Source organism: Pseudomonas sp. LB3P31 (assembly GCF_054897945.1).
Map to the genome: position 1 here is coordinate 1504355 of NZ_CM142710.1, position 25624 is coordinate 1529978.

Sequence of the window (25624 nt, forward strand, 5' to 3'; positions counted from 1 at the left end):
TCTCACAACCCTTGCTCCCACAGGCCTTGCTCCCACAGAGCTACCTGTTCACACCATCACGCCTGGGCTTGCCCTTCCGCCAGGAAGAACCAGGTTTCCAATACAGAGTCCGGATTCAGCGAGACGCTTTCGATGCCCTGCTCCATCAGCCACTTGGCCAGGTCCGGGTGGTCCGAAGGGCCCTGACCGCAAATGCCGATGTACTTGCCGGCCTTGTTACAGGCGGCAATGGCGTTGGCCAGCAGCTTCTTCACCGCCGGGTTACGCTCGTCGAACAGGTGCGCGATGATCCCGGAGTCACGGTCCAGGCCCAGGGTCAGCTGGGTCAGGTCGTTGGAACCGATGGAGAAGCCGTCGAAGAACTCAAGGAACTCTTCAGCGAGGATCGCGTTGGAGGGCAGTTCGCACATCATGATGATGCGCAGACCGTTCTCGCCGCGGGCCAGGCCGTTTTCGGCCAGCAGATCGATCACCTGGCTCGCTTCGCCCAGGGTACGGACGAATGGCACCATGATTTCGACGTTGGTCAGGCCCATCTCGTTGCGCACGCGCTTGAGCGCGCGGCACTCAAGCTCGAAGCAATCGCGGAACGCTTCGCTGATGTAACGCGAGGCGCCACGGAAGCCCAGCATCGGGTTTTCCTCTTCCGGCTCGTAGAGCTTGCCGCCGATCAGGTTCGCGTATTCGTTGGACTTGAAGTCCGACAGACGCACGATGACCTTCTTCGGGGTGAACGCAGCGGCCAGGGTGCTGATGCCTTCAACCAGTTTATCGACATAGAAGCCAACCGGATCGTCGTAACCGGCGATGCGCTTGTCGACGCTGTCCTTGATGTCCTGTGGCAGGCCGTCGTAGTTCAGCAGTGCTTTAGGGTGCACGCCGATCATGCGGTTGATGATGAATTCCAGACGGGCCAGGCCCACACCGGCGTTCGGCAGTTGCGCGAAGTCGAATGCGCGGTCCGGGTTGCCGACGTTCATCATGATCTTGAACGGCAGGTCAGGCATGGCATCAACGGAGTTTTTCTTGATGTCGAAACCCAGCTCGCCTTCGAAGATGTAGCCGGTATCGCCTTCGGCGCAGGAAACAGTCACACCCTGGCCGTCTTTCAACAGTTGGGTGGCGTTGCCGCAACCGACCACGGCCGGAATGCCCAGCTCGCGAGCGATGATCGCGGCGTGGCAGGTACGACCGCCACGGTTGGTGACGATGGCGCTGGCGCGCTTCATCACCGGTTCCCAATCGGGGTCGGTCATGTCGGAAACCAGTACGTCACCTGGCTGGACCTTGTCCATCTCGGACACGTCCTTGATGATGCGTACTTTGCCGGCGCCGATGCGCTGGCCGATGGCACGACCTTCCACCAGCACGGTGCCGGTCTCTTTCAACAGGTAACGTTCCATGACGTTGGCCTGGGTGCGGCTCTTCACGGTTTCCGGACGCGCCTGCACGATGTACAGCTTGCCGTCGTCACCGTCTTTGGCCCATTCGATGTCCATCGGGCACTGGTAGTGCTTCTCGATGATCATCGCTTGTTTAGCCAGCTCGCTGACTTCGGCGTCGCTCAGGCAGAAACGCGCGCGATCAGCCTTGTCGACGTCGATGGTTTTCACCGACTTGCCGGCCGTGGCGACTTCGCCGTAAATCATCTTGATGGCCTTGCTGCCCAGGTTGCGACGCAGGATGGCCGGACGACCGGCCTCCAGCGTGCCCTTGTGGACGTAGAACTCATCCGGGTTCACCGCGCCTTGCACGACGGTTTCACCCAGGCCGTAGGCGCCGGTGATGAACACCACGTCACGGAAGCCCGATTCGGTATCGAGGGTGAACATCACGCCGGCAGTGCCGGTTTCGGAGCGGACCATACGCTGCACGCCGGCCGACAGGGCAACCAGCTTGTGGTCGAAGCCCTGGTGCACGCGGTAGGAGATCGCACGGTCGTTGAACAGCGAAGCGAACACCTCTTTGGCGGCGCGAATGACGTTTTCGACGCCACGGATGTTCAGGAAGGTTTCCTGCTGACCGGCAAAGGAGGCATCGGGCAAGTCTTCGGCGGTAGCGGAAGAGCGCACGGCCACGGCCATGTCAGGGTTGCCGGCCGACAGCGCGGCGAACGCGGTGCGGATCTCGGCGTTGAGCTTCTCGGGGAACTCGGCTTCCATGATCCACTGACGGATCTGTGCGCCGGTCTTGGCGAGCGCGTTGACATCGTCGACGTCCAGGGCGTCGAGGGCGGCATGGATCTGCTCGTTCAGGCCGCTCAGTTCCAGAAAATCACGATAAGCCTGAGCTGTCGTGGCGAAGCCACCGGGCACCGATACACCGGCACCTGCAAGGTTGCTGATCATCTCGCCCAGGGATGCGTTCTTGCCCCCCACATGCTCAACATCGTGTTTGCCGAGCTTATCGAGGGAAACTACGTACTCTACCAAGGTGATCTCTCCACTAACTGTGTTGGAAAAGCTCAGAAGCCGGCTGCTCAGAGGAGCGTTTGCCAGCTGTATGGCCTGGACCTGGAAAATAAGTGAGAATGCGGGCCATTGGCGGCCGACAAATCGCGCCTATCATATCCAAGAATCGTCACGAGCTTAAGGCCCAAGGTGCAAATGAAACGATCTGCTTTCTTTATTTCCGACGGCACCGGCATCACAGCCGAAACCCTGGGCCAAAGCCTCCTGGCGCAGTTCGAAAACATTACCTTCAGCAAATTCACGCGACCGTACATCGACAACGTGGATAAAGCGCGGGCCATGGTACAACAAATCAACAAAGCCGCCGAAACTGACGGCTTCCGGCCGATCATCTTCGACACCATCGTCAATCAGGACATTCGTGAGATCCTCGCGACCTCCAATGGTTTCATGATCGACATTTTCTCGACCTTCCTGGCGCCTCTGGAACAGGAACTGACCGAGCATTCTTCCTACACCGTCGGCAAATCCCATTCGATCGGCACCAACTCCAATTACATGGAACGCATCGAGGCGGTCAACTTCGCCCTGGACAACGACGACGGCGCCCGCACGCACTATTACGACAAGGCCGACCTGATCCTGGTAGGCGTTTCGCGCTGCGGCAAGACTCCGACCTGCTTGTACATGGCAATGCAATTCGGCATCCGCGCGGCCAACTACCCGCTGACCGAAGACGACATGGAAGCCCTGAAGCTGCCCGCCGCGCTGCGCGCCCACCAGCACAAACTGTTCGGCCTGACCATTGACCCCGACCGCCTCACCGCGATCCGCAACGAGCGCAAGCCCAACAGCCGTTATTCGAGTTACGCCCAGTGCGAATTCGAAGTGCGCGAGGTGGAGAACCTATTCCGTCGCGAAAATATTGCGCACATCAATTCCACGCACTTTTCCGTTGAAGAGATCTCCGCGAAGATCCTCGTGGAGAAAGGGGTTGAGCGGCGTTTCAAATAACCTTGTGGCGCCTGCTCTATTGCCATCGCGGGCAAGCCTTGCTCCCACAGAGTATTGTTGTTCGCAGACTTTGCATTCACTACAAAACCCCGTGGGAGCAAGGCTTGCACCACTAAACCCTGTGGGAACAAGGCTTGCACCACTAAGCCCTGTGGGAACAAGGCTTGCACCACTAAACCCTGTGGGAGCAAGGCTTGCCCGCGATGAACGATAACGCGGTCCATCAGATAACAAACAAATCCACAAACCGGTTCACCGGTGTCGCTTCCAGCTTTACCTGATCCTTGCACAACGCGAAAATCTCTTCGCTGCGTTGCCCAGTGAACCGGGTCGCCAGATTGGCCTTGAATTTGTCCTCCAGCAACGGAATACCTTCGACACGTCGACGACGATGGCCGATCGGGTACTCCACCACCACGTTCGGCGTGCTGGTTGCGTCCTTGAAAAACACCTGGATCGCATTGGCGATGGAACGCTTGTCGGCCTCCAGGTATTCACGGGTGTACTGCGGGTTTTCGACGATAACCATTTTCTCGCGCAGCACATCAATGATCGGATGCGCCGCGTGGAAATCGTCTTCGTATTGCTCCGCCACCAGATTGCCAAATGCCAGGGGTACGGCGGTCATGTACTGGATGCAGTGATCGCGATCGGCGGCATTGGCCAGCGGGCCGACCTTGGAGATGATGCGGATCGCCGATTCATGGGTGGTGATGACGATGCGGTCGATTTCGTGCAGGCGATTTCGCACTTGGGGATGCAGGGTCACCGCCGCTTCGCAGGCGGTTTGCGCGTGGAATTCGGCGGGAAAACTGATCTTGAACAGGACGTTTTCCATGACGTAGCTGCCGTAGGGCTGCGAGAAACTGAAAGCGCGCCTGTCTTCGGGTTTCAGCGCCAGATCGTTGTTGGTGTGGCTGAACAGTACGTCGTAGAAACCCCACTGTTTGGCCGTCAGCACTCCGGGAATGCCCATCTCGCCGCGCATGGCGATATCCGCCAGGCGCACTCCGCGACTGCTGGCATCGCCTGCGGCCCAGGATTTGCGCGATCCGGCATTTGGCGCATGCCGGTAGGTGCGCAGCGTCTGGCCATCGGCGAAGGCGTGGGACAAGGCGGACAACAGTTCCTCGCGATTGGCGCCCATGAGTTTGGCAGTGACGGCGGTCGAGGCGACTTTGACTAGGATGACGTGATCGAGGCCGACTCGATTGAAGGAGTTTTCCAGGGCGATCACGCCCTGGATTTCGTGGGCCATGATCATGGCCTCGAGGACTGCGCGCATGGTCAGAGGTGCATCGCCATTGGCCTGGCGCTTTTGCGAAAGGTGATCGGCGACCGCGAGGATGCCGCCGAGATTATCGGACGGATGACCCCACTCGGCGGCGAGCCAGGTGTCGTTGTAGTCGAGCCAGCGCACGATGCAGCCGATGTCCCAGGCGGCCTTGACGGGATCGAGACGGTAGCTGGTGCCCGGCACCCGGGCGCCGAACGGCACAACGGTGCCTTCGACAATTGGGCCAAGGTGCTTGGTGCATTCGGGGAAACGCAGGGCCAGGAGACCGCAGCCGAGGGTGTCGATCAGGCAGTTGCGGGCGGTGTCGAGGGCTTCCGGGGATTCGATCCTGAAGTTGAGGACGTAGTCGGCGATGTCCTGCAGGACGCTGTCGTAGTCGGGGCGGTTGTTCTGGTCGACGTTGGCGCTCATGTTCGATTCACTCGTGAGGTGGTTCGTTGATGGGGACGTCTGTTCAGGACTAAATTTTACTATTTTTGGAATGCGTTCCCCGTAGGAGCTGCCGAAGGCTGCGATCTTTTGATCTTGTTTTTTAAGAGCAAGATCAAAAGATCGCAGCCTTCGGCAGCTCCTACGGGGGGGTGTGCATCTAGAAACAATCACCCGGCACGCGAACGAAACCTTCCATCAACACCCGCGCGCTGCGGCTCATGATGGCTTTGTTGACGGTCCATGCGCCGTTGACCTGGCTGGCCTCGGCGCCGACGCGCAAGGTGCCGGACGGATGGCCGAAGCGCACGGCATTGCGTTCGGTGCCGCCCGCAGCGAGGTTCACTAACGTGCCGGAAATCGCCGCCGCCGTACCGATGGCCACCGCCGCCGTGCCCATCATCGCGTGGTGCAACTTGCCCATCGACAACGCACGCACCAGCAGGTCGACATCGCCCGCCTTGATCGCCTTGCCGCTGGACGCCACGTAGTCCGCCGGCGGTGCAACGAAGGCGACCTTGGGGGTGTGCTGCCGGGTGGCCGCTTCACTCAGGTCCTTGATCAGGCCCATGCGCAGTGCACCGTAGGCACGAATGGTCTCGAACATCGCCAGGGCTTTCGGCTCGCCATTGATCGCACCCTGCAACTCGGTGCCGGTGTAGCCGATGTCTTGCGCGTTGACGAAAATGGTCGGGATGCCGGCGTTGATCATGGTCGCCTTGAACGTCCCGACGCCGGGTACTTCGAGGTCGTCCACCAGGTTGCCGGTAGGGAACATCGAACCGCCGCCGCCCTCTTCTTCCGCTGCCGGATCGATGAATTCGACCTGCACTTCAGCGGCCGGAAAGGTCACCCCGTCGAGTTCGAAATCGCCGGTTTCCTGGACTTCGCCGTTGGTGATCGGCACATGGGCGATGATGGTCTTGCCGATGTTGGCTTGCCACACGCGCACCACCGCCACGCCGTTGTGCGGGATGCGGCTGGCGTCGACCAGGCCGTTGCTGATGGCGAACGAACCGACCGCTGCCGACAGGTTGCCGCAGTTGCCGCTCCAGTCGACAAAAGGCTTGTCGATCGACACCTGACCGAACAGGTAATCGACGTCATGATCAGCCTTGATGCTTTTCGACAGGATCACGGTTTTGCTGGTGCTGGAAGTGGCGCCGCCCATGCCGTCGATCTGCTTGTCGTACGGATCGGGGCTGCCGATCACCCGTAGCAGCAAGGCATCACGAGCGGGGCCCGCAATCTGTGCGACTTCGGGCAGGTCCTTGAGGCTGAAAAACACGCCTTTGCTGGTGCCGCCGCGCATGTACGTGGCAGGGATTTTAATTTGCGGTACGTGAGCCATTGGTGCTCCTGTAAGGCGGGCCGAGGACTGAAAATCCCCGGCCCGCACAGCGTGTTTTAGACGGCGACTGCCGATTCTTCGAGGAAGTCCTGGGCGAAGCGTTGCAGCACGCCCCCGGCCTCGTAGATCGACACTTCTTCAGCGGTATCAAGGCGGCAAGTCACCGGCACATCGACGCGCTCGCCGTTCTTGCGATGAATCACCAGCGTCAGCTCGGCACGCGGTGTGCGCTCGCCAAGCACGTCATAGGTTTCGCTGCCATCGATCGCCAGGGTGTGACGGTCGGTGCCCGGCTTGAACTCCAGCGGCAACACGCCCATGCCCACCAGGTTAGTGCGGTGAATGCGCTCGAAACCTTCAGCGGCAATCGCCTCCACTCCGGCCAGGCGCACGCCCTTGGCCGCCCAGTCCCTGGACGAACCCTGGCCGTAGTCGGCACCGGCAATAATGATCAGCGGCTGTTTGCGCTCCATGTAGGTTTCGATCGCTTCCCACATGCGCATCACCTGGCCTTCGGGCTCGACGCGCGCCAGGGAACCCTGCTTGACCTTGCCGTTTTCCCGGACCATTTCGTTGAACAGTTTCGGGTTGGCGAAGGTTGCACGTTGCGCAGTTAAATGGTCGCCCCTATGAGTCGCGTAAGAGTTGAAGTCTTCTTCCGGCAAGCCCATTTTTGCCAGGTATTCGCCGGCGGCGCTGTCGAGCATGATCGCGTTCGATGGCGACAGGTGATCGGTGGTGATGTTGTCCGGCAGCACCGCCAGCGGGCGCATGCCCTTGAGCGGACGCGCGCCGGCCAGCGCACCTTCCCAATACGGCGGGCGACGAATGTAGGTGCTCATCTCGCGCCAGTCGTACAGCGGCGTTACTTTCGGGCCGGTGTCTTCGTGGATGGCAAACATCGGGATGTAGACCTGGCGGAACTGCTCCGGCTTGACCGAGGCTTTCACCACTGCGTCGATTTCTTCGTCGCTTGGCCAGATGTCCTTCAAGCGGATTTCCTTGCCGTCGACCACGCCCAGCACATCTTTTTCGATGTCGAAACGAATGGTCCCGGCGATGGCGTAAGCAACCACCAAAGGTGGCGAAGCGAGGAACGCATTCTTGGCGTACGGGTGAATCCGCCCGTCGAAGTTGCGGTTGCCGGAGAGCACAGCGGTCGCATACAAATCACGGTCGATGATCTCTTGCTGGATCACCGGATCGAGTGCGCCAGACATACCGTTGCAGGTGGTGCAGGCGAAGGCGACGATGCCGAAACCAAGTTGCTCCAGTTCACTGGTCAGCCCGGCTTCGTCGAGGTACAGCGCGACGGTTTTCGAACCCGGGGCCAGGGACGATTTGACCCATGGCTTGCGGGTCAATCCGAGCTTGTTCGCGTTGCGCGCCAACAGGCCGGCGGCGATCACGTTGCGCGGGTTGCTGGTGTTGGTGCAGCTGGTGATGGCGGCGATGATCACTGCGCCGTCTGGCATCTGGCCAGGCACTTCGGTCCACTGGCCAGAGATGCCTTGGGCAGCCAGATCCGATGTGGCAACCCGCGCGTGCGGGTTGCTCGGGCCGGCCATGTTGCGCACCACCGACGACAGGTCGAAGCTCAGGCCGCGCTCGTATTGGGCGTGCTTGAGGCTGTCCGCCCACAGACCGGTAGTCTTGGCGTAGTGCTCGACCAACTGCACCTGCTCGTCTTCACGACCGGTGAGTTTGAGGTAGTCGATGGTCTGCTGGTCGATGTAGAACATCGCTGCGGTGGCGCCGTATTCCGGGGCCATGTTAGAGATGGTTGCACGGTCGCCGAGGGTCAGCCTCGATGCGCCTTCACCGAAGAATTCCAGCCAGGCGCCGACCACTTTCTGCTTGCGCAGGAACTCGGTCAGGGCCAGCACCATGTCGGTGGCGGTGATGCCCGGTTGCAGCTTGCCGGTGAGCTCGACGCCAACGCTTTCCGGCAGGCGCATCCACGACGCACGTCCGAGCATGACGCTCTCGGCTTCCAGGCCACCGACGCCGATGGCGATCACGCCCAGCGCATCGACGTGCGGGGTGTGACTGTCGGTGCCGACGCAGGTATCGGGGAACGCTACACCGTCGCGCACCTGGATCACCGGAGACATTTTCTCCAGGTTGATCTGGTGCATGATGCCGTTGCCAGGCGGGATCACATCAACGTTCTTGAAGGCTTTTTTGGTCCAGTTGATGAAGTGGAAACGGTCTTCGTTGCGCCGGTCTTCGATGGCGCGGTTCTTCTCAAACGCCTCCGGATCGAAACCACCGCGCTCGACCGCCAGGGAGTGGTCGACGATCAATTGAGTCGGCACCACCGGGTTGACTTGCGCCGGGTCACCGCCTTGCAGGGCGATGGCGTCGCGCAGGCCGGCGAGGTCGACCAGTGCAGTCTGGCCGAGAATGTCGTGGCACACCACGCGGGCGGGAAACCACGGGAAGTCGAGGTCGCGTTTGCGCTCGATGAACTGCTTGAGGGATTCGGTAAGCGTGGCCGGGTCGCAGCGACGCACCAGGTTTTCGGCGAGGACGCGGGAGGTGTATGGCAGGGTGTCGTAGGCACCAGGCTGGATGGCCTCGACAGCCGCACGGACGTCGAAGTAATCCAGATGGCTGCCGGGCAGCTGTTTGCGGAATTCAGTGTTCATCGTCAGGGACTCGGTCACGGTATTTTCAGAAGGTGGGTTTTCATGCCGATCCCCTGTAGGAGCTGCCGCAGGCTGCGATCTTTTGACTTTGTTTTCTTGAGATCAAGATCAAAAGATCGCAGCCTGCGGCAGCTCCTACAGGGATTGCGGATCGGGGCTGCCCCCCACCATTCAGCGTTGTTCGATTGGCACGAACTTGCGCTGTTCGACGCCGGTGTACTCGGCGCTCGGGCGGATGATGCGGTTGTTGGCGCGTTGCTCGAACACGTGCGCCGCCCAGCCGGTCAGGCGCGAACAGACGAAGATCGGCGTGAACAACTTGGTCGGGATGCCCATGAAGTGGTACGTCGACGCATGGTAGAAGTCGGCGTTCGGAAACAGTTTCTTCTGCTCCCACATGGTCTTGTCGATCGCTTCGGAAACCGGGAACAACACGGTGTCACCGACTTCTTCGGCGAGCTTTTTCGACCAGCCCTTGATCACCTCGTTGCGCGGATCGTTGTCCTTATAGATCGCATGACCGAAGCCCATGATCTTGTCCTTGCGCTCGAGCATGCCGAGGGTGCCCTTGATTGCCTCTTCCGGCGAGCTGAAGCGCTCGATCATTTCCATCGCCGCTTCGTTGGCACCACCGTGCAGCGGGCCGCGCAGCGAACCGATGGCGGCAGTGATGCACGAGTACAGATCGGACAGGGTCGAAGCACACACCCGCGCAGTGAAGGTCGAGGCGTTGAACTCGTGTTCCGCGTAGAGGATCAGCGACACGTTCATCACCTTGACGTGCAGTTCGCTCGGCTTCTTGCTGTGCAGCAGGTGCAGGAAGTGCCCGCCGATGGAAGGCTCGTCGCTCACGCAGCTAATGCGCTTGCCGTCGTGGCTGTAGCGATACCAGTAGCACATGATCGCCGGGAAAGCGGCCAGCAGGCGGTCGGTCTTGTCGTGCTGCTCGGAGAAGTCTTGCTCCGGTTCGAGGTTGCCCAGGAACGAGCAGCCGGTGCGCATCACGTCCATCGGGTGGGCGTCGGCGGGGATGCGTTCCAGCACTTCTTTCAGCGCTTGCGGCAGGTCACGCAGCTTGCCCAGCTTGTCCTGGTAAGCATTGAGCTGTGCCTGGGTCGGCAGTTCGCCGTAAAGCAGCAGGTACGCCACTTCTTCGAATTGCGCGTCAGCTGCCAGTTCGCGAACGTCGTAGCCGCGATAGGTCAGGCCAGCGCCCGACTGGCCTACGGTGGACAGTGCGGTTTGCCCGGCAACCTGACCACGGAGCCCGGCGCCACTGAGTACTTTTGCTTCGGCCATTGCTGTCTCCAATTTTTGAATTTGTTAGGGAATCGGCAAATTTGGTTAATGCCAAAAAGATCGCAGCCTTCGGCAGCTCCTACATCGACCACGTTCGACGACATTCCCGTAGGAGCTGCCAAGTGAAACGAGGCTGCGATCTTTTGATCTTCATTTTTTAGCAGCAAACAACGCATCAAGCTTCTGCTCGAACGTGTGGTAATCGATGCGATCGTAGAGCTCCATGCGAGTCTGCATGGTGTCGATGACGTTCTGTTGCGTGCCGTCGCGACGGATCGCGGTGTAGACATTTTCCGCCGCCTTGTTCATCGCACGGAACGCCGACAGCGGATACAGCACCAGCGATACATCCGCGCCGGCCAACTGCTCGGTGGTGTACAGCGGCGTTGCGCCGAATTCGGTGATGTTGGCCAGGATCGGCGCTTTCACGCGGTTGGCGAACACCTTGTACATCTCCAGTTCGGTGATGGCTTCGGGGAAGATCATGTCGGCGCCCGCCTCGACGCACGCCGCAGCGCGATCCAGAGCTGACTCCAGGCCCTCGACGGCCAGGGCGTCGGTGCGCGCCATGATCACGAAGCTGTCATCGGTGCGGGCATCGACGGCGGCCTTGATCCGGTCGACCATTTCCTGCAGCGACACGATCTCCTTGTTAGGACGATGGCCGCAGCGCTTGGCGCCGACCTGGTCCTCGATATGAATCGCTGCGGCGCCGAACTTGATCATCGACTTGACGGTACGGGCGACGTTGAACGCCGAGGAACCGAAACCGGTGTCCACGTCCACCAGCAGCGGCAGGTCGCAGACGTCGGTGATGCGGCGCACGTCGGTCAGCACGTCATCCAGGCCGGTAATACCCAGATCCGGCACACCGAGGGAGCCAGCCGCTACCCCGCCACCCGACAGGTAGATGGCCTTGAAACCGGCGCGCTTGGCCAGCAATGCATGGTTGGCGTTGATCGCGCCGACGACTTGCAGCGGATGCTCGCTGGCGACCGCATCGCGGAAACGCTGGCCTGGAGTGCTCTTGTTGGAACTCATGACTCACCTCGTTCAGTGGCTGTCTTATTGGCGCCGTCCTGGTAGTGACGGGCGATATTGCGTTTGGAGGCGCCGATGTGACGACGCATCAACAACTCGGCCAGTTCACCGTCACGGTCGGCGATGGCATCGAGAATTCGGTGGTGTTCGGCGAACGCCTGGTGCGGGCGGTTGGGCGTGGTGGAGAACTTCATGCGGTACATGCGCACCAGTTGATACAACTCGCCGCAGAGCATCTGCGTCAGGGTGCGGTTACCACTGCCCTGGATGATCCGGTAGTGGAAATCGAAATCGCCTTCCTGCTGGTAGTAACCGATACCGGCCTGGAACGCTTCGTCGCGCTCATGGGTTTCGAGGACCCGGCGCAGCTCGTCGATTTCTTCCAGGGTCATGCGTTCAGCTGCCAGGCGGCAGGCCATGCCTTCGAGAGACTCGCGAATTTCGTAGAGTTCCAGCAACTCGGCGTGATTAAGCGAAACGACTCGCGCACCGACGTGCGGCACGCGCACCAGCAGGCGTTGGCCTTCCAGGCGATGGATCGCCTCGCGCAGCGGACCGCGGCTGATGCCATAGGTGCGCGCCAGCTCCGGCTCGGAGATCTTGCTGCCCGGGGCGATCTCACCCTTGACGATGGCCGCCTGGATACGCCGGAAGACGTTCTCGGACAATGTCTCCGAATCGTCCTGCGTTATGACCGGGGGATCGAGTTGATCCAGCATATTGTCGACACCTTGAAAGCTGATGCCGCAAAAACTAGCGAATAGCGCAGTAACAGTCAAAGGAAATATGGATATTGTCGACAATCGTCTAATAAGCGCTCGTAACACTCTGAAGCGGCACTAAAGGTTATAGCCCCCTGCCAGCGCTGGCGCCATAAAACCACCGTGCTAGAATGCCGCCCGCATTTGTTTGTGACATCTGCACTGCCTGTCATCAAAAGATGGTGGGCGTACGAGGGAGCTTGCGCAGCGATGCCAGGGCCTAGAATCGATACACGGACCGCTGCGCCCCAGGATTTATGAGACTCAAGCCCTTCTCCACCTTTCTTTGTCTACTTTGCCTGCCCGGCGCTGCCGTCGCGGGGGAAAAGACCGTTTACGGCCTCAACGAATACGCGTCCCTCAATGGCATCGACCTCGAAGTGGCGGCCAAGCTCGACACCGGCGCGAAGACTGCCTCGTTGAGTGCCCGCGACATCAAGCGCTTCAAGCGCAACGGTGAATCCTGGGTACGCTTTTACCTGGCCATCGACACCGCGCACTCGCATCCGATCGAACGGCCACTGGCCCGCGTCAGCAAGATCAAGCGTCGCGCTGGCGACTTCGACCCCGAAGAGGGCAAGAACTACACTGCACGTCCGGTGATCGAGCTGGATATCTGCATGGGTTCGGCTTTACGCAGCATCGAAGTGAACCTAACCGACCGAAGTGCGTTCCAATTCCCGCTCCTGATCGGCTCCGAAGCACTGAAACGCTTCGACGCGCTGGTCGATCCCAGTCTTAAATACGCTGCTGGCAAACCCGCCTGCGCCACCGACGCACATACCGCAGAGTAATTCCAATGCGCGCTCTTACCCTCCATCTGAAAATCCTGATCGCCATCCTGGTGGTGCTGGGCATTTCAGTTACGGCCTATCAGATTTTCGTGCTCGGCATTCCTGTGACCGAAGACGCCACCGACGACTTGTGGAACATCGACGCCAAAGTCGAGTTCGTCGCCAGTGCCAAGGATCCGGTCAAGATCCAGATGTTCGTGCCACCGCTGAGCCGCGACTACGTGAGCCTCAACGAGAGTTTCATCTCCAACAACTATGGCGTGGCGGTCAACCGCGTTGACGGCAACCGCAAGGTCACCTGGTCTGCGCGCCGGGCCAAGGGCAACCAGACGCTTTACTACCGCCTGGTGCTGACCAAGCGTTATACCGGTGAGAAAGCCAAGATCAAGGGCCCGACTTTCCGCGACAGCATCGTCGTCGAAGGCCCGGAAAAAATCGCCGTTGAAGCCCTGCTCGCGCCGATTCGCCAGCATTCGGCGGACGTCGAGACCTTTATTGGCGAGGCAATCAAGCGCGTCAACAACGTTAACGACGACAACGTGAAACTGCTGCTGGGCGGCGATCCGTCCACCGTGCACAAGGCGCGGATCGTCGAAACGCTGCTGTCCATCGCCCACGTGCCGATCGAGAAGGTGCACACCATCCGCCTGGTGGCCGACCAGCCGCAAACCCCTGAATTGTGGCTGCGCAGCTTCAACGGCACCGACTGGCTGTACTTCAACCCGGAAACCGGCGAACAGGGCCTGCCGACCGACCGCCTGCTGTGGTGGACCGGCGATGAAAACCTGATCACCGTCGATGGCGGCAAGAAAGCCAACGTCACCTTCAGCCTGAACAACAGCGAAATGAACGCCATTCGCCTGGCCAAGCTGACGGATGAAAACACCGACGCCAACTTCCTCGAATACTCGCTGTACGGCCTGCCGCTGCAGACCCAGCAAACCTTCATGATCATGGTGATGATCCCGATCGGCGTGCTGGTGATCCTGATCCTGCGCAACCTGATCGGCCTGCAGACCCTCGGCACCTTCACCCCGGTGCTGATCGCCCTGGCCTTCCGGGAGACGCAGCTGGGCTTCGGCATCGTCCTGTTCACCATCATCACCGCACTGGGGCTGTCACTTCGATCCTACCTTGAACACCTGAAGCTGCAGATGCTGCCGAGGCTGTCGGTGGTGCTGACGTTCGTGGTGGTGCTGATTGCAGCAATCAGCCTGTTCAGCCACAAGCTCGGCCTGGAACGCGGGCTGTCGGTCGCGCTGTTCCCGATGGTGATCCTGACCATGACCATCGAACGCCTGTCGATCACCTGGGAAGAACGTGGTGGCGGCCATGCCATGAAAGTGGCGATTGGTACCCTGTTCGCCGCCTCCCTGGCGCACCTGATCATGAGCGTGCCGGAGCTGGTGTACTTCGTGTTCACCTTCCCGGCGATCCTGCTGATTCTGGTGGGCTTCATGCTGGCCATGGGTCGTTATCGCGGCTACCGCCTGACCGAACTGGTGCGCTTCAAGGCGTTCCTGAAGAAGGCTGACGCCTGATGTTCGGTTTCTGGAAGACCTGGAAGGCCCTGGAAGCCCGGGGCATCATGGGCATCAATCGGCGCAACGCGGACTACGTGCTCAAGTACAACAAGCGCAGCCTGTACCCGATTGTCGATGACAAGATCATCACCAAGGAACGTGCGATCGCTGCCGGCATTCACGTACCGGAGCTGTATGGCGTGATCTCCACCGAGAAGGAAATCGACAAGCTCGACGAGATCATCGGCGGGCGCACCGACTTCGTGGTGAAACCGGCACAGGGCGCCGGCGGTGACGGCATTATTGTGGTTGCCGACCGTTTCGAGGGGCGCTATCGCACGGTGTCCGGCAAGATCATCAGCCATGAGGAAATCGAGCACCATATCTCCAGCATCCTCACCGGCCTGTACTCCCTGGGCGGTCACCGCGACCGGGCGCTGATCGAATACCGGGTGATCCCGGACCAGATCTTCAAGAGCATCAGCTACGAAGGCGTGCCGGACATCCGCATCATCGTGTTGATGGGATACCCGGTAATGGCCATGCTGCGCCTGCCGACCCGCCAGTCTGGCGGCAAGGCCAACCTGCACCAGGGCGCCATCGGCGTGGGTGTCGACCTGGCCACCGGCCTGACGCTGCGCGGCACCTGGCTGAACAACATCATCACCAAACACCCCGACACCACCAACGCGGTCGATGGCGTGCAGTTGCCCTACTGGGATGGCTTCATGAAACTCGCGGCGGGTTGTTATGAGCTGTGCGGGCTGGGTTACATCGGCGTCGACATGGTGCTCGACCAGGAAAAAGGCCCGCTGATTCTCGAGCTCAATGCCCGACCGGGTTTGAACATCCAGATCGCCAACGATTGCGGGCTGACGTTGCGCACCCATGCGGTCGAGGCACGGCTGGCAGACTTGAAGGCCCGCGGCGTGACCGAGACGGTCGAAGAGCGCGTGGCGTTTGTGCAGGAGATGTTTGGGCATATTCCACCGGTCGAGGGCTGATCCCCCCATGCTGACCTGCTCCGTACACCCATTACCCTATCGCGCCAATCCCGCCGACTACTTCGCGGCCATTCGTCATGCCCCGGGCGCGGTGCTGCTCGACAGCGGCCGACCCACTGCCGATCGAGGTCGCTATGACCTGCTCAGCGCCTGGCCGCTGGAACAACTGGCAGTCCTGCCTGAGGAAAACGGCAACGATTTCCTGCAACGCCTGCGCGATAACCTCACACACCTGGGCAAAGCATCAACGCCGCTCGACCTGCCTTTCGCCGGCGGACTGATCGGCTACCTGAGCTACGATTTCGGCCGACACCTTGAACAGCTGCCGAGCAAGGCCCTGGACGACCTGCAATTGCCCGATGCGCGTTTCGGCCTGTATGCCTGGGCGCTGATCAGTGACCATCAGCTGTCGACCAGCCAACTGGTGTTCCACCCCTCGCTGGCCGACAGTGAACGCCTGCGCCTGATCGAACTGTTCAACCAGCCTGCTGCCGAACCGGTCGCTCCATTCAAACTGACCGCGCCGATGCAAGCGGACTTGAGCGAAGAGCAATATCGCCAGGCCTTGGAACGCATCCAGCAGTACATCCAGGCCGGCGATTGTTATCAGGTCAACTTCGCCCAGCGCTTCCGCGCCGGATACGAGGGCGATCCCTGGGCGGCTTACTGCGCACTGCGCGGGGCGTGCCCGACGCCATTTTCCGGTTTCCAGAGCCTGCCTGACGGCGGTGCGGTGCTGAGCCTCTCACCCGAGCGCTTCGTCAAAGTGAGCCAGGGCCAGGTTGAAACCCGACCGATCAAAGGCACTCGCCCCCGCGGCCAGACTGAAGCCGAAGACCTGGCGAATGCGGCCGAACTGCTCGCCAGCCCAAAGGACCGCGCGGAAAACCTGATGATCGTCGACCTGCTGCGCAACGACCTCGGGCGCACCTGTCGCATCGGCTCGGTGCGGGTCCCGGAGCTGTTCAGCCTGGAAAGCTACCCGAACGTGCACCATCTGGTGAGCAGCGTCACCGGGGAGTTGGCCGCAGACCGCGACGCCCTGGACCTGATCGCCGGCAGCTTCCCCGGCGGCTCGATCACCGGCGCTCCAAAAATCCGCGCGATGCAGATCATCGACGAGCTGGAACCGACCCGGCGTGGCTTGTATTGCGGCTCGCTGCTGTACCTGGACGTGCGCGGCGAGATGGACAGCTCCATCGCGATTCGCAGTTTGCTGGTCAAAGACGGGCAGGTGTGTTGCTGGGGCGGCGGCGGGATCGTCGCGGACTCGCAGTGGCAGGGCGAGTATGCGGAGTCGATAACCAAGGTGAAAGTGCTGCTCGATACCCTGCAAAACCTCTAGAAGCATCGCGAGCAAGCTTTGCTCCCACAGTTTTGTGCTGAACATACAGCTGTGGTCCGCCCCAAGATCTGTGGGAGCAAGGCTTGCCCGCGAGGGCGTCCGGACAGTCGACTACAGGCTCAGGGCCCGGTTGGAAGCCTTGATAAACTCCTGCTTCAACTCCTCAAACGTATGCACCGCCGGGAACTGCGGGAACTCGCGGATCACATTGTCCGGCGCATGGAACAAGATTCCCGCATCGGCCTCGCCCAGCATCGTCGTATCGTTATACGAATCCCCCGCCGCGATCACCCGATAGTAGAGGCTCTTGAACGCCAGCACCGACTGGCGCTTGGGGTCTCTCTGGCGCAGCTGGTAGCTCGTCACCCGCCCGGAATCATCGGTAATCAGGCGATGGCACAGCAGCGTGGGGAAACCCAACTGCCGCATCAGCGGCTGGGAGAACTCGTAGAACGTATCCGACAGGATCACCACCTGAAAACGTTCACGCAACCAATTGACGAACTCCACTGCGCCTTCCAGCGGCTTCAACGTGGCGATCACTTCCTGGATGTCGGACAGCTTCAGGCCATTCTCGTCGAGAATCCGCAGGCGCTGCTTCATCAGCACGTCGTAGTCGGGAATGTCCCGAGTGGTGGCCTTGAGGGATTCGATCCCGGTTTTTTCGGCGAAGGCGATCCAGATTTCCGGAACCAGTACCCCTTCAAGATCCAGGCATGCAATTTCCACAAGACACTCCGATTTGTAGTGATTATTGAGTCGAGCGAGCAAAAAGACTGCCGAACTCTAACCACTCGCACGGGGCTGTGCAACGCACAGGGCGCGCCAGTACTTGCCGGATTTTGTTACCATCAGCCCCATATAGAGCGCCCAGCGCCACCGACCTGTAGGAAGCCGCCCTGATGAGCCCATCGTTCGATGTCGTGGAACTCGCCACGACCTATGCCAACAAATCCGCCCAGGACATCCTGAAACTCGCGTTCGCCGAGTTCGGCGATGACCTGTGGATATCCTTCAGCGGCGCCGAGGACGTGGTGCTGGTGGACATGGCCTGGAAGCTGAACAAGAACGTCAAGGTGTTCAGCCTCGACACCGGCCGCCTGCATCCGGAAACCTATCGTTTCATCGATCAGGTGCGTGAACACTACAAGATCGAGATCGAACTGGTGTCGCCGGACTACACGAAACTGGAACCCTTCGTGAAGGAAAAAGGCCTGTTCAGTTTCTACAAGGATGGCCATGGCGAATGCTGCGGCATCCGCAAGATCGAACCGCTGCGGCGCAAGTTGTCCGGCGTCAGTGCCTGGGCCACCGGCCAGCGTCGCGACCAGAGCCCCGGCACCCGCAGCGCCGTGGCCGTAATGGAGATCGATACTGCGTTCTCCACCCCGGAACGCACCCTGTACAAATTTAACCCGCTGGCGCAGATGACCAGCGAAGAGATCTGGGGCTACATCCGCATGCTTGAACTGCCGTACAACAGCCTGCACGAGCGCGGCTTTATCAGCATCGGCTGCGAACCCTGCACCCGCCCAGTGCTGCCGAACCAGCATGAGCGCGAGGGGCGTTGGTGGTGGGAAGAGGCGACGCAGAAAGAATGCGGATTGCATGCGGGGAATATCATTGGTAAATCCAAGGACTGACCCCAAGCCTTGACGAAGATCGGACCGCAGAACCACCTGCTATAAGGATTTCCCATGCGCATTCTCGTGGTCAACGTCAACACCACCGAGTCCATCACCGAGGCAATCGCTCGCTCGGCCCAGGCGGTTGCCGCCCCGGGCACTGAAATCATCGGGCTGACCCCGTACTTTGGCGCCGAGTCGGTGGAGGGTAATTTCGAAAGTTACCTGGCTGCCATCGCCGTGATGGACCGGGTGATGTCCTACGATCAGCCTTTCGATGCAGTGATCCAGGCCGGTTACGGCGAGCACGGCCGCGAAGGGCTGCAAGAGCTGCTCAATGTGCCGGTGGTGGACATCACTGACGCAGCGGCGAGTACCGCGATGTTCCTCGGCCATGCCTATTCAGTAGTGACTACTCTGGATCGCACGGTGCCGCTGATCGAGGATCGCCTGAAGCTCTCTGGCTTGTGGGACCGCTGCGCGTCGGTGCGAGCCAGCGGGCTGGCAGTGCTGGACCTGGAAGCGGACCCGCAGCGCGCACTGGAAGCGATTGTGCGCCAGGCGGAACTGGCGGTGCTTGAGGACAAGGCCGAAGTGATTTGCCTGGGTTGCGGCGGGATGGCCGGGCTGGACGAGCAGATCCGCCAGCGCACCGGGGTGCCAGTGGTGGATGGTGTGACCGCAGCGGTGACCATCGCCGAATCCCTGGTGCGGCTGGGGCTGTCGACTTCCAAGGTGCGGACCTATGCGACTCCGCGGCCGAAGAAGATCATTGGCTGGCCGGGGCGGCTTGGTCGGTAGACCAAGTTGACCCCATCGCGGGCAAGCCTTGCTCCCACAAATGATGCGCCTCTGTGGGAGCAGCCGTTCGAGCCTCTGTGGGAGCAAGGCTTGCCCGCGATAGCCACACCTCGGTCGCAAGCCTTGCTCAAACAGCACTAAACCGCCCCACCAACCCCTGCTCCAAAAACTGCTCAATCACATAATCTACAAACGCCCGGGTCTTGCCCGGCAACAATTTATGCTCCGCGTAATAGATGGAAATATTGCCATCATCCACGTACCAATCCGGCAACACCCGCTGCAAAGTCCCCGCCTCCAGATACCCCGCCGCGAATGGCATGCTCACCAGGGCAATGCCCAAACCCTGAACTGCCGTCGCGCAGGCCGCTTCCGAATCGCTCATGGTCATCCGCGCCTTGAGCACCAAGGGACTGTGCTGCCGGGTGCGACTGGTCAACTGCCAGGAGCGCACCCGACCGGTTTGCGGTGAGCGGATCAGAATGCCCTCGTGAGGCCCGAGATCTTCAGGCTCCATAATCGGCGCCCGGCTCGCCAGGTAGTCAGCCGACGCCACCAACACCCGATGCGCCGGCGTCAGCTTGCGGGCGACCACGCCCTGAGGCAGATCAAAACCCCCGCCAATTGCCGCATCGAACCCTTGAGCGATCAGGTCCACCTGACGGTTATCGAAATGCCAATCCGGGTTAATGGCCGGAAACCGCCGCAGAAACTCGCCGAGCATGGGTACCACGTACAGCCGACCGAACATCGTGCCCATGCTGACTTTCAGCGTGCCCGCCGGACGCCCCTCGGCACTGGCCAGGTTGGCCACCGCATTCTGGATAGTGTGCAGGCTGGAGCTGACCTCACCGAGAAACAGCTGGCCGGCCTCGGTCAACGTCAGGCTGCGCGTGCTGCGCTGAAACAGACGCACGCCCAGCCGTGCTTCCAGCTTGGCGACACTCTTGCCCACCGCAGCCGGTGTCAGGCTCAGGCGCCGCGCGGCCTCGGCGAAGCTGCCGACTTCGGCGCTGCGCACGAAGCATTCGATACTGCTGAAGGTTTCCATAGGAACCATTATAAACTTCTGGTTTACACAGACTATCGCAATTACCGGCTACTCAGTGTGCAATCCTGATCCGATACTAGGCTCCATCAACCGGGGCATCTCGCCACGGCGACTTTGGAGATAGACATGACTACTCAGAACCTCAGCGGCAAAGTGGCGTTGATTCAAGGCGGGTCTCGCGGCATCGGCGCTGCCATCGTCAAACGCCTGGCCGCTGAAGGCGCAGCCGTTGCCTTCACCTACGTAAGCTCCACCGCAAAAGCCGAAGAACTGCAGAACAGCATCACTGCCAAAGGCGGCAAGGCCCTGGCCATCAAGGCTGACAGTGCCGACGCCGAGGCCATTCGCAACGCCGTGACCGCCACCGTCGAAGCCTTCGGTAGCCTGGATATCCTGGTCAACAATGCGGGTGTACTGGCCGTTGCGCCGCTGGAAGACTTCAAGCTTGAAGATTTCGACCAAACTTTGGCCATCAACGTGCGCAGCGTGTTCATCGCCACCCAGGCCGCCGCCAGACACATGACCGAAGGCGGTCGCATCATCAACATCGGCAGCACCAACGCCGATCGCATGCCCTTCGCCGGTGGCGGCCCATACGCCATGAGCAAGTCTGCACTGGTCGGCCTGACCAAAGGCCTGGCGCGTGATCTCGGCCCACGCGGGATCACCGTCAACAACGTACAGCCAGGCCCGGTCGACACCGACATGAACCCTGCCCAGGGCGACTTTGCCGACAGCCTGATCCCGTTGATGGCGGTAGGCCGTTACGGTGAAGCTGATGAAATCGCCAGTTTCGTTGCCTACCTGGTGAGCTCCGAAGCCGGCTACATCACTGGTGCCAGCCTGACCATCGACGGCGGTTTTGGCGCCTGATAGAGGCAGAAAAAAGCCGGCAACCCTTGAACAGGGGGCCGGCTTTTTCATGCGTGTAGATTTACGCCCATTGCAACGCCGGCAAACCGCAGGCACTCGGCGTGAACGCTTTCAGTGTGCGAAGAATCCCGTCGGCATGTGCGTATTTTTCGTCAGCCATTGCCGCATCGGGAATGGCGATCGCCGTCATGCCCGCCGCCTTTGCCGCCGTAACGCCGAATGGCGAATCTTCGAACACCAGGCAATCGGCCGGATCGACACCCAGGCGCCGCTCTGCAGTCAGGAAGATGTCCGGCGCCGGTTTGGCCGCGCCGACTTCCGGATCGTCTGCCGTCACGATGAAATCGAACAGATCAAACCACTCCCGGTGCAGGGTGGTTTTCTGACCGAACGACTGACGCGAAGAACTGGTGCCTACCGCAATCGGGATGTTGTTCGCGTTCAAATGCCGAACCAGCTCTTGGGCGCCCGGCATCGCCAACGCCCCTGGAAAACGCTCGCGCATCAGGGGTTCGCGAACCCGCAGGAACTCTTCGGCGGTGATCGGCAAGTCCAGCGCCTCAACCACATAACGCGCCAGATCGCCCGCGCCGCGCCCGATGATGTGCTGTTTGATGCTCCAATCAAAAGTACGCCCATAGCGCTGGGCGATGATCGACGTCACTTCGGTGTAGATGCCCTCGGTGTCCAGCAACAAGCCGTCCATATCGAAGATCACGGCCTTGATCGGGCCGAATTCGTTCAGCGGTGCATTCATCGCATCTGATCCGTATTCAGGGGCTTTATTCACAAACATCATGGAACAATACGGTATCACTTTAACTGCGGCGGATTAAAGGGTTCAGCAATGTTGCACGGGCCTGTCTTCGGCACGTACCAGGCCTCCAAATTATTCTTTGGAGGCCGTTAACCGGTCGAAGGGCTACTGCTCGTCTTCGTCCTCTTCGTACTCCATGTCCGCCTCATCTGAATCATTGAGCGGTACCGTAGCGTCGTCCATCAGCGAGCCGGGGTCTTCATTCCCCGGATCATTGATAAACGGCAGTCCGCTTGGGCCTTTTTCTTCCTTGCCTTCGGTTTCAGGAGTCATGGGTCATACCTCGCATGGGCCGGGTGGATTAGCGATGTTTGTTCTTATGTTTGTTCTTGTTCTTGTGCTTATGGCTGTTATTGGAATGGGAACCACCGTCGTCGGTACCGAGATTGTTGCCGACGGCACCACCCGCCGCGCCACCAAGGCCCGCGCCGATGGTCGAGCCGGTCGAGCCGCCCAGACTGTTACCGATCACCGAGCCGCCAGCAGAACCCAGACCACCGCCAATCGCAGCTTCTGTGCGACTGCCCTTGGGTGCACCCACCGCACTACCGGCCGCGCCACCCACGCCAGCGCCAATTGCGGCGCCGGTGCTGCCGCCCATTTGCTGCCCCACAACATTACCCAGCGCACCACCGAGTCCGCCGCCGACCGCGGCAGTGCCGTCGCCAGCCGCTTGGGCTCCGTGGGTGACCATCAATCCCAGTACCAATGCAGACAACGTCAAACCTTGACGACGACAGTCGCTCACTTTGCTTGCGGATTTCGATGTCATGGTGCACCTCGCTTATTGGGGGTTGTAACGGATTTGAGCCATTTCAGAGAGAAACGTTCATAACGCAAAGCCCGGCATTTAGCCGGGCTTTTTAGCTGATCAACGAGGATCAGTGACGCTTGTGACCTTTACCAAGGTTGCTGCCTACGCCGCCGCCCAATGCGCCACCCAGGCCTGCACCAATCGTCGAACCGGTCTTGCCGCCCAGGCTGTTGCCGATCACCGAGCCGCCCGCCGCGCCAACACCACCGCCGATCGCGGCCTTGGTGCGGCTGCCTTTACGTGCGGCCACTGCACTGCCCGCTGCGCCTGCGACGCCGGCGCCAACTGCTGCGCCGGTGCTGCCGCCCATGCTCTGCCCGACCACGTTACCCAACGCGCCGCCCAGGCCGCCACCGATTGCAGCAGTGCCGTCGCCGGCCGCCATTGCACCTTGAGCAACGAAAAGACCTAGAACCAAAGCAGGCAGTGTTAAACGCATGACAAAAACCTCAAAAAATAGGGAGAAACCGAAACCCGGGCATTGAATGCCCCAGCGGAGGAAACGTCCACACATATCCCTCCGTTCTTTGAAATAGCGACGGTTGGACAGCGATTTTGCAAAAGGTTTTATGACAGGCAAAAAAAAGCCCGCTGGGGAGACGGGCCAGGAGTTGCTTTCTAACGGATGAGCTGAGAGTACGTAAGCCCTTGTGAAAAACTTGTGAAAGTTTTTGCGGTTAAACACGTCTGCACAAAAGTTTTTCGCGGCCGTAAAAAACCCCGCTATTGCGGGGCTTGCAAGAGGGTCAGTTATTTTTTGGAGGATGCCGCAACCTTGGGTAAAAACTTGGCCTTGGGGCCTTGGCTCACCATGGATTTCATCTTGCCAACCTTGAGTTTGTCTTCACCAAAGCTGGCCACGTATTCGGTCTGGCCACACTGCACGCAATTGTTGATCGGAAACTCGGCCCCGTCGTCTTCAAGATACGGTTCAGTCATAACTTCGCCCCTTCAAAAGCGGGATCGACACCGGCAAGCCCTATTTGCCCGAAACATATCGATCACCAAGGATTTTGAGACTAGTCGGTCACGACTGGACTTGTCATTCAGATCACACTACGCCCGACGAATGGACCAACGGCCTAACGGGTCAAATGCCGAGCCAGCGCCTCGAACGCCGGCAGCGTCACCGGATCATTGGCAGCGTTGGCCGCCACCGGATGGGAGGCGTAACGCACAATCACCAGCTCGGCCTTCGGGTCGACATAAATGCGCTGGCCATAAACCCCGCGCGCCATGAACGCCCCACCCTGCTTGTCCGTCACCCACCACATCGAGCGATAGCTCCAGCCCTTGAGCAAGTCATAACCGGCCTTGGCAAACGCCTGTTTGTCGCCGCCGCGGCGGATGTCATCGATCACCGCCTTGGGCACGATCTGTTGCCCGTTGAAGCGGCCGTCGTTGCGCAACATCTCGCCAAATCGGGCCAGATCACGCAGCCCGGTGTTTAATCCCCCGCCCGCAAACGGGGTGCCAATGGAGTCCACGGTAAAATACGCATCCTGCTCCGCGCCCAGACGGCTCCAGATGCGCTCGGATAAAAGTTGCGCCACGTTACGACCGGTCGCCCGAGCGATGATCCAGCCCAGCACATCGGTATTAACCGTTTTGTAGGCAAATGCTGCGCCGTGCTCGCCCTGCGGCTGCACCGTCTGCAGGAACTCGAAGTAACTGCGCGGCCCGGTGTACTCCTTGGCAAAAGGCAACGGGCTGCCCGCCCGGCCATGCGCCCAGACATCAGCCTTCGGGTCGGCATAATCCTCACTGAATTTGAGCCCGGTGGTCATGTCGAGGACTTGCCGCACCGTTGCATTGGCAAATGCGGAACCCGCCAGCTCAGGCACGTATTCGACCACGCGCCTGTCTTCATCAATCTGTCCCTCGGACACCAGAGTGGCGCCGAGTGTGCCGACCACGGACTTGGTCACCGACATCGCCGCATGCTGGCCTTGCGAGTCGAGCACGCCAAAATAGCGCTCGTAGACAATTTTGCCGCGCTGCAGCACCACGATCCCATCGGTATAAGTGGCCGCCAACGACTGCTCCCAGGTCATCGACTCCTGCGTACCGAGCGGGCTGAAGCTCAGCGCATCGATGTCCTGGCGCAATGCCGACTCCAGCGCAACCGGTGCGCCAGGCCCGCGGGATACATTGACGGTGGGCATGAGCTGCCGGAAGTTCGAAACACTCCAGCGCATCGCCGGGAACTGGAAGTAACTGCCATCGGCAAAGCGTACGGTGCGATCCGCAGGGGGCGGCGAGCCGACCATCCAGCCGAGCTTGGCGGGGTCGCTGGCGGCGGCGTCAGGGAATTGGGTTGGCGGGGATGCGACGGCCAGGGCTGGGAGGATCGAGATCAGCAATGCCGCTGCGGACTTGCCGATCTTCGGGTGGATGGTGTTGGGGAAAAACATGAGTGTCGAGTCCATTCGAAAGGTGGGCCTTTGGATGTTAACAGCACATCTGTGGAATCGCGATTGGCATCAGATGCAACCAGATACAACTGACCTGTTTGCTCAGGAATGATTAATCACATAAGCTTTCAGGCATGAATACACCCACCCCGGAGGCTTCCATGGCCACCACAAAAAAAGCCGACAAACCGCGCAAAAAGGTAGTCAGCCGCGAGCTGACGTATCTGGACGTCCGACAGGCCGCACGTGACGGGCAGAAAGCCTTTGAGGCGTTCGTCGTCACTGGCAAGCTGCCGGTCTCCAAGTAAG

At 60.4% G+C, this 25624-nt stretch carries 24 protein-coding genes; 9 read left to right on the forward strand and 15 right to left on the reverse strand.

The annotated features are described in order from the left end of the window. Positions 1 to 56: 56 nt before the first annotated feature. On the reverse strand, positions 57 to 2432 hold the full coding sequence (gene ppsA, locus ACYZTK_RS06740) for a phosphoenolpyruvate synthase (RefSeq protein WP_462013724.1): 2376 nt from the start codon (positions 2430 to 2432) through the stop codon (positions 57 to 59). A 174-nt stretch (positions 2433 to 2606) separates the two neighbouring features. On the opposite strand from ppsA, the gene ppsR reads away from it, so the two are divergent. After that, positions 2607 to 3425: a posphoenolpyruvate synthetase regulatory kinase/phosphorylase PpsR gene (gene ppsR / locus ACYZTK_RS06745; protein ID WP_462013725.1), complete on the forward strand. Its 819-nt coding sequence runs from the start codon at positions 2607 to 2609 to the stop codon at positions 3423 to 3425. A 223-nt stretch (positions 3426 to 3648) separates the two neighbouring features. Here ppsR and prpD read toward each other — a convergent pair whose 3' ends face one another. The 6 genes from prpD to ACYZTK_RS06775 form a co-directional block, all read right to left on the reverse strand. After that, on the reverse strand, positions 3649 to 5133 hold the full coding sequence (prpD, locus tag ACYZTK_RS06750; protein WP_462013726.1) for a 2-methylcitrate dehydratase: 1485 nt from the start codon (positions 5131 to 5133) through the stop codon (positions 3649 to 3651). 178 nt (positions 5134 to 5311) lie between these two features. Next, positions 5312 to 6502, reverse strand: coding sequence for a 2-methylaconitate cis-trans isomerase PrpF (gene prpF, locus ACYZTK_RS06755; protein ID WP_462013727.1), 1191 nt, complete (start codon positions 6500 to 6502; stop codon positions 5312 to 5314). A 56-nt stretch (positions 6503 to 6558) separates the two neighbouring features. Then, positions 6559 to 9153: a Fe/S-dependent 2-methylisocitrate dehydratase AcnD gene (acnD, locus tag ACYZTK_RS06760; RefSeq protein ID WP_462013728.1), complete on the reverse strand. Its 2595-nt coding sequence runs from the start codon at positions 9151 to 9153 to the stop codon at positions 6559 to 6561. Between the two features lie 171 nt (positions 9154 to 9324). Then, positions 9325 to 10452, reverse strand: coding sequence for a bifunctional 2-methylcitrate synthase/citrate synthase (gene prpC, locus ACYZTK_RS06765; protein ID WP_462013729.1), 1128 nt, complete (start codon positions 10450 to 10452; stop codon positions 9325 to 9327). A gap of 150 nt (positions 10453 to 10602) precedes the next feature. Further along, on the reverse strand, positions 10603 to 11493 hold the full coding sequence (gene prpB, locus ACYZTK_RS06770; RefSeq protein WP_462013730.1) for a methylisocitrate lyase: 891 nt from the start codon (positions 11491 to 11493) through the stop codon (positions 10603 to 10605). Further along, a complete protein-coding gene (locus ACYZTK_RS06775; protein WP_462014866.1) occupies positions 11490 to 12209 on the reverse strand; it encodes a GntR family transcriptional regulator in 720 nt (239 codons plus the stop codon). Before ACYZTK_RS06775 ends, prpB begins: the two co-directional genes overlap by 4 nt. Positions 12210 to 12511: 302 nt before the next feature. On the opposite strand from ACYZTK_RS06775, the gene rloA reads away from it, so the two are divergent. Genes rloA through pabB form a run of 4 tightly spaced genes read left to right on the forward strand, consistent with a single transcriptional unit; the run spans position 12512 to position 16920 of the window. Beyond that, a complete protein-coding gene (gene rloA, locus ACYZTK_RS06780) occupies positions 12512 to 13048 on the forward strand; it encodes a retropepsin-like aspartic peptidase RloA (RefSeq protein WP_462013731.1) in 537 nt (178 codons plus the stop codon). Positions 13049 to 13053: 5 nt separating this feature from the next. Next, positions 13054 to 14589, forward strand: a complete 1536-nt coding sequence (rloB, locus tag ACYZTK_RS06785) for an osmotic stress tolerance membrane protein RloB (protein ID WP_462013732.1) — start codon at positions 13054 to 13056, stop codon at positions 14587 to 14589. Continuing rightward, positions 14589 to 15575, forward strand: coding sequence for an alpha-L-glutamate ligase-like protein (locus tag ACYZTK_RS06790; protein ID WP_462013733.1), 987 nt, complete (start codon positions 14589 to 14591; stop codon positions 15573 to 15575). The genes rloB and ACYZTK_RS06790 overlap by 1 nt, the downstream gene beginning before the upstream one ends. Before the next feature lie 7 nt (positions 15576 to 15582). Continuing rightward, positions 15583 to 16920: an aminodeoxychorismate synthase component I gene (pabB, locus tag ACYZTK_RS06795; RefSeq protein WP_462013734.1), complete on the forward strand. Its 1338-nt coding sequence runs from the start codon at positions 15583 to 15585 to the stop codon at positions 16918 to 16920. Between the two features lie 111 nt (positions 16921 to 17031). On the opposite strand, the gene thrH is transcribed toward pabB, so the two are convergent. Beyond that, positions 17032 to 17649: a bifunctional phosphoserine phosphatase/homoserine phosphotransferase ThrH gene (gene thrH / locus ACYZTK_RS06800; protein ID WP_462013735.1), complete on the reverse strand. Its 618-nt coding sequence runs from the start codon at positions 17647 to 17649 to the stop codon at positions 17032 to 17034. Between the two features lie 173 nt (positions 17650 to 17822). Between thrH and ACYZTK_RS06805 the strand changes: the two genes are divergently transcribed. Together ACYZTK_RS06805 and ACYZTK_RS06810 are read left to right on the forward strand one after the other, a co-directional pair. After that, on the forward strand, positions 17823 to 18563 hold the full coding sequence (locus ACYZTK_RS06805; protein WP_462013736.1) for a phosphoadenylyl-sulfate reductase: 741 nt from the start codon (positions 17823 to 17825) through the stop codon (positions 18561 to 18563). A 54-nt stretch (positions 18564 to 18617) separates the two neighbouring features. Next, positions 18618 to 19346: an aspartate/glutamate racemase family protein gene (locus ACYZTK_RS06810; RefSeq protein WP_462013737.1), complete on the forward strand. Its 729-nt coding sequence runs from the start codon at positions 18618 to 18620 to the stop codon at positions 19344 to 19346. Between the two features lie 127 nt (positions 19347 to 19473). On the opposite strand, the gene ACYZTK_RS06815 is transcribed toward ACYZTK_RS06810, so the two are convergent. After that, on the reverse strand, positions 19474 to 20397 hold the full coding sequence (locus tag ACYZTK_RS06815) for a LysR family transcriptional regulator (RefSeq protein WP_462014867.1): 924 nt from the start codon (positions 20395 to 20397) through the stop codon (positions 19474 to 19476). A 126-nt stretch (positions 20398 to 20523) separates the two neighbouring features. Between ACYZTK_RS06815 and ACYZTK_RS06820 the strand changes: the two genes are divergently transcribed. After that, a complete protein-coding gene (locus ACYZTK_RS06820; protein WP_462013738.1) occupies positions 20524 to 21270 on the forward strand; it encodes a 3-oxoacyl-ACP reductase family protein in 747 nt (248 codons plus the stop codon). 61 nt (positions 21271 to 21331) lie between these two features. Here ACYZTK_RS06820 and ACYZTK_RS06825 read toward each other — a convergent pair whose 3' ends face one another. From ACYZTK_RS06825 to ACYZTK_RS06850, 6 genes are all read right to left on the reverse strand, one after another. Further along, positions 21332 to 22027: an HAD-IA family hydrolase gene (locus ACYZTK_RS06825; RefSeq protein WP_462013739.1), complete on the reverse strand. Its 696-nt coding sequence runs from the start codon at positions 22025 to 22027 to the stop codon at positions 21332 to 21334. 165 nt (positions 22028 to 22192) lie between these two features. Next, positions 22193 to 22360: a hypothetical protein gene (locus ACYZTK_RS06830; protein ID WP_163005296.1), complete on the reverse strand. Its 168-nt coding sequence runs from the start codon at positions 22358 to 22360 to the stop codon at positions 22193 to 22195. A gap of 28 nt (positions 22361 to 22388) precedes the next feature. After that, positions 22389 to 22859, reverse strand: a complete 471-nt coding sequence (locus tag ACYZTK_RS06835; protein ID WP_462013740.1) for a glycine zipper domain-containing protein — start codon at positions 22857 to 22859, stop codon at positions 22389 to 22391. 109 nt (positions 22860 to 22968) lie between these two features. Then, positions 22969 to 23340 (reverse strand): hypothetical protein, encoded by a 372-nt coding sequence (locus ACYZTK_RS06840; protein ID WP_045058977.1) that lies wholly within the window; start codon positions 23338 to 23340, stop codon positions 22969 to 22971. Positions 23341 to 23651: 311 nt separating this feature from the next. Beyond that, positions 23652 to 23840 (reverse strand): hypothetical protein, encoded by a 189-nt coding sequence (locus ACYZTK_RS06845; RefSeq protein ID WP_462013741.1) that lies wholly within the window; start codon positions 23838 to 23840, stop codon positions 23652 to 23654. A 143-nt stretch (positions 23841 to 23983) separates the two neighbouring features. Then, on the reverse strand, positions 23984 to 25315 hold the full coding sequence (locus ACYZTK_RS06850; RefSeq protein WP_462013742.1) for a serine hydrolase domain-containing protein: 1332 nt from the start codon (positions 25313 to 25315) through the stop codon (positions 23984 to 23986). Between the two features lie 161 nt (positions 25316 to 25476). On the opposite strand from ACYZTK_RS06850, the gene ACYZTK_RS06855 reads away from it, so the two are divergent. Beyond that, complete coding sequence (locus ACYZTK_RS06855) at positions 25477 to 25623, forward strand: hypothetical protein (protein WP_462013743.1); 147 nt, start codon at positions 25477 to 25479, stop codon at positions 25621 to 25623. Position 25624 lies beyond the last annotated feature (1 nt).

Coding starts and splice junctions, on each gene's coding strand:
- acnD (WP_462013728.1), bottom strand. CDS start 9,153: ATGAACACTGAATTCCGCAAACAGCTGCCCGGCAGCCATCTGGATTAC.
- ACYZTK_RS06790 (WP_462013733.1), top strand. CDS start 14,589: ATGTTCGGTTTCTGGAAGACCTGGAAGGCCCTGGAAGCCCGGGGCATC.
- ppsR (WP_462013725.1), top strand. CDS start 2,607: ATGAAACGATCTGCTTTCTTTATTTCCGACGGCACCGGCATCACAGCC.
- ACYZTK_RS06830 (WP_163005296.1), bottom strand. CDS start 22,360: ATGACTCCTGAAACCGAAGGCAAGGAAGAAAAAGGCCCAAGCGGACTG.
- ACYZTK_RS06845 (WP_462013741.1), bottom strand. CDS start 23,840: ATGACTGAACCGTATCTTGAAGACGACGGGGCCGAGTTTCCGATCAAC.
- ACYZTK_RS06825 (WP_462013739.1), bottom strand. CDS start 22,027: ATGAATGCACCGCTGAACGAATTCGGCCCGATCAAGGCCGTGATCTTC.
- ACYZTK_RS06820 (WP_462013738.1), top strand. CDS start 20,524: ATGACTACTCAGAACCTCAGCGGCAAAGTGGCGTTGATTCAAGGCGGG.
- rloB (WP_462013732.1), top strand. CDS start 13,054: ATGCGCGCTCTTACCCTCCATCTGAAAATCCTGATCGCCATCCTGGTG.
- ACYZTK_RS06810 (WP_462013737.1), top strand. CDS start 18,618: ATGCGCATTCTCGTGGTCAACGTCAACACCACCGAGTCCATCACCGAG.
- ACYZTK_RS06855 (WP_462013743.1), top strand. CDS start 25,477: ATGGCCACCACAAAAAAAGCCGACAAACCGCGCAAAAAGGTAGTCAGC.
- ACYZTK_RS06815 (WP_462014867.1), bottom strand. CDS start 20,397: ATGGAAACCTTCAGCAGTATCGAATGCTTCGTGCGCAGCGCCGAAGTC.
- rloA (WP_462013731.1), top strand. CDS start 12,512: ATGAGACTCAAGCCCTTCTCCACCTTTCTTTGTCTACTTTGCCTGCCC.
- ACYZTK_RS06850 (WP_462013742.1), bottom strand. CDS start 25,315: ATGTTTTTCCCCAACACCATCCACCCGAAGATCGGCAAGTCCGCAGCG.
- ACYZTK_RS06835 (WP_462013740.1), bottom strand. CDS start 22,859: ATGACATCGAAATCCGCAAGCAAAGTGAGCGACTGTCGTCGTCAAGGT.
- ACYZTK_RS06805 (WP_462013736.1), top strand. CDS start 17,823: ATGAGCCCATCGTTCGATGTCGTGGAACTCGCCACGACCTATGCCAAC.
- prpD (WP_462013726.1), bottom strand. CDS start 5,133: ATGAGCGCCAACGTCGACCAGAACAACCGCCCCGACTACGACAGCGTC.
- prpB (WP_462013730.1), bottom strand. CDS start 11,493: ATGAGTTCCAACAAGAGCACTCCAGGCCAGCGTTTCCGCGATGCGGTC.
- ACYZTK_RS06840 (WP_045058977.1), bottom strand. CDS start 23,340: ATGCGTTTAACACTGCCTGCTTTGGTTCTAGGTCTTTTCGTTGCTCAA.
- prpF (WP_462013727.1), bottom strand. CDS start 6,502: ATGGCTCACGTACCGCAAATTAAAATCCCTGCCACGTACATGCGCGGC.
- pabB (WP_462013734.1), top strand. CDS start 15,583: ATGCTGACCTGCTCCGTACACCCATTACCCTATCGCGCCAATCCCGCC.
- prpC (WP_462013729.1), bottom strand. CDS start 10,452: ATGGCCGAAGCAAAAGTACTCAGTGGCGCCGGGCTCCGTGGTCAGGTT.